This is a genomic window from Kluyvera ascorbata ATCC 33433, from assembly GCF_000735365.1.
Lineage (GTDB): Bacteria > Pseudomonadota > Gammaproteobacteria > Enterobacterales > Enterobacteriaceae > Kluyvera > Kluyvera ascorbata.
Window position 1 is genome coordinate 1 of sequence record NZ_JMPL01000150.1, and the last position, 9,095, is coordinate 9,095.

Annotated in this window: 6 protein-coding genes and 1 pseudogene; 3 read left to right on the top strand and 4 right to left on the bottom strand. The window is 53.8% G+C overall.

What is annotated here, in order from left to right; genetic code table 11:
- On the top strand, positions 1 to 1,915 hold a 1,915-nt coding region (locus tag GKAS_RS21285; protein WP_035897258.1), incomplete at its 5' end, for an EAL domain-containing protein.
- A gap of 35 nt (positions 1,916 to 1,950) precedes the next feature.
- Here GKAS_RS21285 and GKAS_RS21290 read toward each other — a convergent pair.
- Positions 1,951 to 3,153 carry a NupC/NupG family nucleoside CNT transporter gene (locus GKAS_RS21290; protein WP_035897259.1) on the bottom strand — a complete coding sequence of 401 codons (1,203 nt, stop codon included), beginning with the start codon at positions 3,151 to 3,153 and terminating at the stop codon, positions 1,951 to 1,953.
- Positions 3,154 to 3,488: 335 nt separating this feature from the next.
- On the opposite strand from GKAS_RS21290, the gene GKAS_RS21295 reads away from it, so the two are divergent.
- Complete coding sequence (locus tag GKAS_RS21295) at positions 3,489 to 4,721, top strand: Nramp family divalent metal transporter (RefSeq protein WP_035897260.1); 1,233 nt, start codon at positions 3,489 to 3,491, stop codon at positions 4,719 to 4,721.
- Positions 4,722 to 4,796: 75 nt separating this feature from the next.
- Here GKAS_RS21295 and GKAS_RS21300 read toward each other — a convergent pair whose 3' ends face one another.
- Positions 4,797 to 5,114 (bottom strand): DUF2502 domain-containing protein, encoded by a 318-nt coding sequence (locus GKAS_RS21300; protein ID WP_035897262.1) that lies wholly within the window; start codon positions 5,112 to 5,114, stop codon positions 4,797 to 4,799.
- Between the two features lie 126 nt (positions 5,115 to 5,240).
- A complete protein-coding gene (gene mgrA / locus GKAS_RS21305; RefSeq protein ID WP_035897263.1) occupies positions 5,241 to 6,239 on the bottom strand; it encodes an L-glyceraldehyde 3-phosphate reductase in 999 nt (332 codons plus the stop codon).
- 172 nt (positions 6,240 to 6,411) lie between these two features.
- Here mgrA and GKAS_RS21310 point away from each other — a divergent pair, with 172 nt between their 5' ends.
- Positions 6,412 to 8,073 carry an alpha-keto acid decarboxylase family protein gene (locus tag GKAS_RS21310; protein WP_035897264.1) on the top strand — a complete coding sequence of 554 codons (1,662 nt, stop codon included), beginning with the start codon at positions 6,412 to 6,414 and terminating at the stop codon, positions 8,071 to 8,073.
- Here the strand turns inward: GKAS_RS21310 and GKAS_RS21315 are convergent.
- A pseudogene (locus GKAS_RS21315) lies at positions 8,070 to 9,095 on the bottom strand (ion channel protein); the annotation flags it as partial. The gene GKAS_RS21310 and the pseudogene GKAS_RS21315 sit on opposite strands and share 4 nt — an antisense overlap.

Consider the following 9,095-nt stretch of genomic DNA (forward strand, 5'->3'; position numbering starts at 1 on the left):
TGTCTGTATCTCGTGTCTTATTTTGTACTCCGTGCTTGGGCGACGATGGCGACATGGTAATCCAATAAAAAACATATGGTTGCATGTTTTTTGGTTAGGGTTTGCTGCGCCCGTGATGGGCAAGGTCTTGATGTATCTCACCGGTAAAATCATTGCTATACCGGAATTAATGTACAGTTATTTTAATATAACTTCAGTTATTTACACTATTGTTGATATACAAGGATTAGTTTGTGCTTCATTGATTTTTACGAAGCTCTTCTATTATCCGTTAAGAATGTGCTTGAACCCAAGATACGCCAAAACATTTTGGCGTCGAAATTTCGTTTGTTACACCGGGTTCAAAAATCGTGTATTTATCATCTGTTGGTTTACCAGCCTCATCGGCATGCTGGTATTTTTATGTGCTCCCTTCGGTGATTATTATTTCGCTGGTTACCTGGTCCCTGCAATATTTATCTTTTTCTCTTTTGGCATCAGCCAGTTGGCCTACCCGATGGTCATTTTGGCCTGGACGGTTTCCGCCTTCCTGTTGGTGATGTACAACACCAATTTTCTCCATGGCATACAGACGCAGTATTCACTGGCGTTTATTCTCTCGTCACTGATCTCCTTCACGGTGTGCTTGTTATATCTGCTTCAGGTTTACAATCGAAGCCAGCGGCTGAAGACGATGTGGCAGGAACAGGCGATGCTGGATCCAATTACCGGCCTGCCCAACCTGCGCGCGCTGGAGGAGTACATGGCGCGTCCGGACCCGGTCAGCGTCTGCTGCCTGCATATCAGGAATCTTGAATTTCTCAGCCGTCACTACGGCATGATGATGCGTATTCAGTGCAAACGTAGCATAACGCAGGTGTTACAGCCCATTCTTTGCAAGGAGGAGAAGCTATTCCACCTGCCCGGCAATGAGCTCCTGCTGGTGTTAAACGGACCAGATACCGAAGCACGCTTAACTCATCTGATTGACTACCTTAGCAGTAAGGAAATTCGCTGGAATAATTCGGTGCTGAATCTCGAATACGGCATCTCCTGGGGACGGGTGAGCGCGCGCGATAACAATCTCCACCATATGCTGGGGCAGTTGAGCTGGCTGGCGGAACAGGCCGGCGAGGGGAATCAAATCCTGAAACTGGATAATGGTCATGTGGAAGCATTCGACCTGAACAGCGAACGCATTGTTTTACTCAACCGTGTTAAAAATGCGCTGGATTGGGGGGGCTTTATGCTTTATGCCCAACCAATCAGAAAACCTTCAGGTGAAGGATATTACGAGATTCTTAGCCGCCTTGTTGATTCACAAGGCATGGTGATGCCGGATAAATTTATCCCCGTGCTGGCACAGTTTAACCTCAGTAAGCGCTTTGATATGCAGGTGCTGGAGTACCTGTTCAGTTCGTTGGATGAGCTGGGTGGGAAGCGTTTTTCCGTTAACCTGATGCCGTATACCCTGATGCAAAAGGGGAGCGCCGCTGAGATTATCGCGCTATTTCGGCGTTATCACATCGATGTTAACCGTATCATCATTGAAATAACTGAGGAACAGGCGTTCTCTAATTCCGATGTCAGCGTAGCCAACATTCAGCAGCTACGTCGCTTTGGCTGTCGAATCGCCATTGATGATTTCGGCACCGGTTATGCCAACTATGAACGGCTCAAACGTCTGGAGGCTGACATCATTAAGATTGATGGCTGCTTTGTGCGTGATGTATTGAATGACCCAATGGACGCAATGATCATTCGCTCCATCTGCGAGCTCGCGAAGGTGCGTAATCTGGAGGTTGTGGCGGAATATGTGGAAACACAAGCGCAGCTGGAGCTTCTGGAGCAGCTTGGCGTCCACTATATGCAAGGTTACTTAATCGATAAGCCACGGCCGCTGTGGCAGCTTGAGAACAAAAAAAAGGGTCTGTAACCACGTTACAGACCCTTGGATGTAGCGAGACTAAATTACAGAACCAGTGCCGCGATAGAAGCAGACAGTACGCTCACCAGCGTGGAACCATAAACCAGTTTCAGACCGAAGCGGGAAACCACGTTACCTTGCTCTTCGTTCAGGCCTTTAATAGCGCCCGCGATAATACCGATGGAAGAGAAGTTCGCGAAGGAAACCAGGAATACGGAGATGATGCCGACGGCGCGCGGAGAGAGCTCAGCGGCAACCTTTTGCAAGTCCATCATTGCAACGAATTCGTTGGAAACCAGTTTGGTCGCCATGATACTACCGACCTGCAGGGATTCACTCGCAGGTACACCCATAATCCATGCAACTGGATAGAAGATATAACCCAGAATGCCCTGGAAGGAGATGCTGTAGCCAAACCAGCCGGTCACGGTAGCGAACAGGGCGTTCAGCGCGGCGATCAGGGCGATAAAGCCGATCAGCATCGCAGCAACGATAATCGCAACTTTGAAACCTGCCAGAATGTATTCACCCAGCATTTCGAAGAAGCTTTGCCCTTCGTGCAGGTTAGACATCTGGATGTTTTCTTCGCTGGCATCAACGCGGTACGGGTTGATCAGCGACAGAACGATAAAGGTGCTGAACATGTTCAGTACCAGCGCCGCAACAACGTACTTCGGCTCCAGCATGGTCATGTAGGCGCCAACGATAGACATGGAAACGGTAGACATCGCCGTGGCCGCCATGGTGTACATGCGGTTACGGGACATTTTGCCGAGGATATCTTTATAGGCGATGAAGTTTTCAGACTGGCCCAGAATCAGGGAGCTGACGGCGTTGAAAGACTCCAGTTTGCCCATGCCGTTGATTTTAGACAGCACGGTACCAATCGCACGAATGACAATTGGCAGAACACGAATGTGCTGCAGAATACCGATAAGTGCAGAGATGAAGACGATAGGGCAGAGGACTTTCAGGAAGAAGAAAGCCAGGCCTTTATCGTTCATGCTACCGAAGACGAAGTCGGTCCCGTTGTTCGCGAAACCAAGCAGTTTTTCGAACATTTCAGCAAAGCCACGCACGAAGCCCAGACCAACGTCGGAGTTCAGGAAGAACCATGCCAGTAAAACTTCAATGACAAGTAGTTGAATAACATAACGAATACGAATCTGTTTGCGGTTGGTACTGACCAGCAATGCCAGGATGCCTACCACAACGAGCGCGAGAATAAAATGCAAGACGCGGTCCATATTTGCTCCAAACATGAGACGGGTTAAATTTTCTTGCACATTCTATGTAACATCATTAAATAAAACGAGATCCCCGTCCCACTATATTTAGTTCCTGTGAGCAAACTCAAAATTAGTGATCAAAGATACATTTTTGTGATGTTAAGTAAATGTATGAAAAGTTCCCTTGTTGTACTACTCTCATCATAAGCGTACACCAAACCCCCGCAACCTCCAGTCTGGCAATTGATTCCGGCTATCAGAGTAATCATTATCATCTCTTACAAATGAACTTGATAATCATTCTCATTCTGTTAGCCTGAAACATAGCAAAGGCTATGTTTTTGAGGCAGAGAATGAGCAACAGTCGCGTTGAAAGTAACACCGGTCGAGCAGCGCGCCGTATGAGGCTTGCGCTGATGGGGCCAGCATTTATTGCCGCCATCGGCTATATCGATCCCGGCAACTTCGCTACCAATATTCAGGCGGGGGCGAGCTTCGGCTACCAGTTGCTGTGGGTCGTTGTCTGGGCAAACCTGATGGCGATGCTGATTCAGGTGCTGTCGGCTAAGCTCGGCATCGCTACGGGGAAAAACCTGGCGGAGCAGATTCGTGATCACTATCCGCGCCCGGTGGTGTGGTTTTACTGGGTGCAGGCGGAAATTATCGCCATGGCGACCGATCTGGCTGAATTTATTGGCGCGGCTATCGGCTTTAAACTGATCCTCGGGATTTCGCTGCTGCAAGGCGCTGTGCTCACTGGGATCGCGACCTACTTAATTCTGATGCTGCAACGCCGTGGGCAAAAGCCGTTGGAAAAAGTGATCGGTGGCCTGCTGCTGTTTGTCGCGGCGGCCTATATCGTGGAGTTGGTTTTCTCCCAGCCGCAGCTGGCGCCGCTCGCGAAAGGAATGATTATTCCGTCATTACCTAACTCCGAAGCGGTGTTTCTTGCAGCGGGCGTGTTGGGTGCGACCATCATGCCGCACGTTATTTATCTGCATTCATCACTGACTCAGCATCTGCACGGCGGGAGCGCGAAAGAGCGCTATCACGCGACGCGCTGGGACGTGGCCATTGCCATGACCATTGCCGGTTTTGTTAACCTGGCGATGATGGCGACGGCGGCAGCGGCGTTCCATTTCCACGGGCACACCGGCATTGCTGACCTCGACGAAGCGTATCTCACCCTCGAACCGTTGTTGAGCCATGCGGCGGCAACCATCTTCGGCCTGAGCCTGGTCGCGGCGGGGCTCTCCTCTACGGTCGTGGGGACGCTGGCCGGTCAGGTGGTAATGCAGGGCTTTATTCGCTTCCATATTCCGCTGTGGTTCCGCCGTGCGGTGACGATGCTACCGTCATTTATCGTGATTCTGATGGGGCTCGACCCGACGCGTATTCTGGTCATGAGCCAGGTGCTGCTTAGCTTTGGGATCGCGCTGGCGCTGGTGCCGCTGTTGATTTTCACCAGCAACCGTCAGCTAATGGGCGAGCTGGTCAACACATTGTGGATTAAACGTATTGGCTGGGTGATTGTGGCGATTGTGGTAGCGCTGAATGGGTGGCTGCTGGTGGGAACGTTGATGTAGTCTGCGTGGCGTCTCTACGCTCGCCCGGGCTACCATTCAAAAGTAGCCCGGGCGAGCGTAGAGACGCCGGGAAAATCAATGGTGATGCCCGAGTCCATGACCGTGGCCTCGCCCACGACCGCGGTGATCGTCGCGATCGCCCCAGCCGTCGCGATAGCCGCGCTCATAGGCATTATGTTTATCCCAGCCCCGGTGCCAGCCGTTATCGCGGTGATACCAGTTACGGTGCCAGTAATCACGGTCGCGCCAGCGGCCGCCGTCCCAGTAGTTACCGTAGTTATCGCGATCGCCAATTTGTAATTTTACGGATGGCAGCAGGGTGATTTCACCAGCATTCGCGAACATCGGGGCCGATGCTATCAACACTGCCGCCAGAATCAGTGACCTGAACATACTTCTCTCCTATTACGATCGTGGCCTGTAAGGCCTGTTAACGCAATATTACAATTCGGTAAATACCGCGATTATTGGAGTAACTCTTAAATCGCCAGAAGAGAGCATTTTTTGCTAAAGTCGCTGTTATTTTATTCTGCTCAGAATGCGGTCAATTTCGGCACATTCTTGTGCGCTGAAATGACGGTTTTCCAGCATACCGACGGCATCATCAAGCTGCGCCGTCTTACTGGCACCAATCAGAACTGATGTCACCGCCTGTTGACGCAGTACCCATGCCAGCGCCATCTGCGATAGCTTCTGCCCGCGCTGCTCGGCCATTGCGTTGAGCTGGCGTACAGCGTCAAGCTTGCCGTCAGTCAGTTGCTCAGGTTTCAGAAAGATACTGCCGCTGGCGGCACGGGAATCGGCCGGAATGCCGTGCAGGTAACGGTCGGTCAATTGACCCCCTGCCAAGGGTGAAAAGGCAATACAGCCCACACCTTCTTGCTTCAGCACCTGAAGCAGGCCGTTTTCAGCACCGCGCTCAAGCATCGAGTACTTCGGCTGGTGAATAAGGCATGGCGTGCCGAGATCGTTGAGAATCGCAATGGCCTGGCTTGCCAGTTCAGCCGGATAATTGGAAAGCCCAATGTACAGTGCTTTACCCTGGCGAACGATATGATCCAGCGCGCGCATGGTTTCCAGCAGCGGCGTTTCCGGGTCTGGGCGGTGGTGGTAGAAGATATCCACATACTCAAGCCCCATCCGCTTCAGGCTTTGATCAAGGCTTGAAATCAGATACTTGCGCGAGCCCCAGTCGCCGTATGGCCCATCCCACATGGTATAGCCAGCTTTACTCGAGATAATCAGCTCATCGCGATAGGGCAGAAAATCTTCCCGCAGAATACGGCCAAAGTTGCTTTCAGCCGAACCTGGAGGTGGCCCGTAGTTATTGGCTAAATCAAAATGGGTGATCCCAAGGTCAAACGCGTGGTGCAGCAGCTGGCGGCTGTTTTCGACACGCGTTTCATCCCCGAAGTTGTGCCATAGCCCCAATGAAACGGCTGGTAGCTTGAGGCCGCTATTGCCGCAGCGCTGAAACGTCATGGCTTCATAACGCGTAGGGCAAGCCTGGTAAACCATTGTGTCCTCCAGATTATCCGGTTGTGTATACGCTTACACTAACCAATGTCCACCGGCTCGTACACTCCTGAAATCTGTAAAATTAGCTTTCCAGAGGACTTTCTTATGAATTCTGGACAGCCTTAACACTTCTTCAATACTCAGAGGAACAGCTGACTGGAGGAGGTGCATGATGACAACGTCCTATACCGTGGCAGATTACCTGCTAGACCGCCTCGCCGACTGCGGCGTTGACCACCTGTTTGGTGTCCCCGGAGACTACAACCTCCAGTTTCTCGACCATGTTATTGCCCACCGTCAAATACGTTGGGTTGGCTGTGCCAACGAGCTCAACGCCGCCTACGCCGCTGACGGCTATGCGCGAATGCAGGGCTGTGGCGCACTGCTCACCACCTTCGGCGTAGGGGAGCTTAGCGCGCTGAACGGGGTGGCGGGGAGCTTTGCCGAACACGTCCCGGTGCTGCATATCGTCGGGGCGCCAAGTACCGGCGCACAGCAGCGACGTGAGTGTTTACATCACACGCTGGGAGATGGCAATTTTGACCATTTTCGCCAGATGAGCGCCCCGGTTTCAGTGGCGCAAGGTGTGCTGGATGCGGCTAACGCACGCGATGAAATTGACCGGGTGCTGCGCGATATTGTGCGTTACAGTCGTCCTGGCTATCTCCTGCTACCCGCGGATATTGCTTCACTGCCCACCTCACGCCCTGTAAACGCTCTCACCGCGAATAATGCACCGACAGACTCAACTGAACTGGCCGAGTTTGTCTCATATGCCCGCGCTTTGCTGCGCGATAGTCGTCGCGTGTCGCTGCTGGCGGATGTGCTGGCGCTACGCTTTGGTCTTCAGTCGACGTTAAACAAATGGGTGGATGCGGTGCCGATTCCTCACGCCACCATGCTGATGGGAAAAGGGCTATTTAATGAGACTCACGCTGGGTTTGTGGGTACTTACAGCGGAGGGGCGAGCCTGCCGGAGACGCGCGCGGCGATTGAAGATGCTGAGGTTATCTTTTGTATCGGCACCTGTTTTACCGACACGATCACCGCGGGATTTACCCACCATATTCCGCTGGAGAAATCCATTGAGATCCAACCTTTTGCGGCTAGAGTCGGGAAACGCTGGTTTAGCGGGATAAGTATGCAGGAGGCGGTTAATGCGCTTATGACGCTGAGTCGTGACTTCTCGGCTCAGTGGCAAATTCAGCCGGGCAGGGTGATGAAGTCTGCGTCAGCGGATAACGGGCATCTGACCCAGCGCCATTTCTGGCAGACGCTGGAAAAATACCTCCAGCCGCACGACATTTTACTGGGCGACCAGGGAACGGCAGCGTTTGGCCTTGCTGACCTGACGCTGCCGCAGGGGGCGAGCCTGATTGTTCAACCGCTGTGGGGGTCGATTGGCTACACGCTGCCCGCCGCGTTTGGCGCGCAGACCTCACAGCCGGACAGGCGCGTGGTGCTGGTGGTGGGGGATGGCGCGGCACAGTTGACCATTCAGGAACTCAGTTCGATGCTGCGTGACGGGCTCCGTCCATTGATTCTGCTGCTAAATAATGAAGGCTACACGGTGGAGCGCGCGATCCACGGCCCGGAACAACGTTACAACGATATTAGCCTATGGAACTGGACCCAGATCCCGCAAGCGCTCAACCTGGACTGCCAGGCCGAGTGCTGGAAAGTGACAAATGCCTCGCAGCTCAACGATGCGCTTACCCGTGCGACAAGGGGTGACAAGCTGATGCTGCTCGAAGTCATGCTGCCAAAAATGGACATTCCTCCGCTGCTAAAAGCCGTCACCCAGGCGCTGGAAGCCCGCAACAACGGGCATTAATCCTTCCGTTTACGCGGCACCATCATCGTCGGTTTCCCCGCCAGCAGGAGCCAGGCGGGGAGCATGACGATGCACAATAGCGGGAGCAGCGTGGTATCAGGCACGACGACGGCGGCCATAAACAGGCTCAGCCATGCATCGCGAGTGACAACCAGCACCAGTCCCAGAATGGCGCAGGAGACGGTAATGGCGGCCGGAACGGCGTCAACGTGCGAGTGGAGCATCAGACCGAGTGCCACAGCCACAAACACTGCAGGGAAGATGCGACCGCCACGGAAACCGCAGGCGGCGGCAACGACCAGCGCCGCCAGCTTGCTCAGCGCAAATAGCATGTAGTCGCCTGCGCCGAAAGATTGTCCGGCCGTTAACCTCTGCATCTCATCCAGGCCTTTAAATAGCGTAATCGGGCCGCCAACGGTGCCGATAAGCCCCAGTACAAAACCGCCCACGCCGAGGATCAGTACCGGATGCTTCAAACGATGGACCAGCGCGTGCAGGTGTGGCAGGCACCAGACCGCCACCATACCGATGGCGATAGCAAAGACGGCCACGATAGCACCGCTGAAAATGTCGACCAGCCGCAGGCCCTGATAGTGCTCAATGGGCAGGGAGAACTGCGGATGGAAGAACATGCCGGTGGTTAACGCCCCGGCGGCAGCGGCGAGCAGGGGAGCGAACAGCCTGTCCCACAGTGGGGAATCATTATTGCCCGTCAGCGTCTGGGAGAAAATCAGCGCGGCGGCAACCGGCGTCCCAAACAGCGCGCCGATAGTGCCCGCGGCGGCGAGAATGGTCCAGTCAAGGGAGCTCACGCGCGGGAAAAATCGCGCGCCCAGCGCCACGGCCAGCGCAATGTTCACCGACATAATAGGATGCTCTGGGCCGAGGCTGACACCGCCTGCCAGCCCGATAATTAGCGCAATCAACATTCCCGGCAAATGGGACGGTGGAACCGCGCGCCGATGAGCGGCTCGCTGGCCGGGTCAGGCCCGGCATGACCAGGGCTAGTAGCGAATAACCAG

Excerpts from the sequence above, each read along its gene's own strand:
- GKAS_RS21290 (WP_035897259.1), bottom strand. The coding sequence starts at position 3,153 with ATGGACCGCGTCTTGCATTTTATTCTCGCGCTCGTTGTGGTAGGCATC.
- GKAS_RS21295 (WP_035897260.1), top strand. The coding sequence starts at position 3,489 with ATGAGCAACAGTCGCGTTGAAAGTAACACCGGTCGAGCAGCGCGCCGT.
- GKAS_RS21300 (WP_035897262.1), bottom strand. The coding sequence starts at position 5,114 with ATGTTCAGGTCACTGATTCTGGCGGCAGTGTTGATAGCATCGGCCCCG.
- mgrA (WP_035897263.1), bottom strand. The coding sequence starts at position 6,239 with ATGGTTTACCAGGCTTGCCCTACGCGTTATGAAGCCATGACGTTTCAG.
- GKAS_RS21310 (WP_035897264.1), top strand. The coding sequence starts at position 6,412 with ATGACAACGTCCTATACCGTGGCAGATTACCTGCTAGACCGCCTCGCC.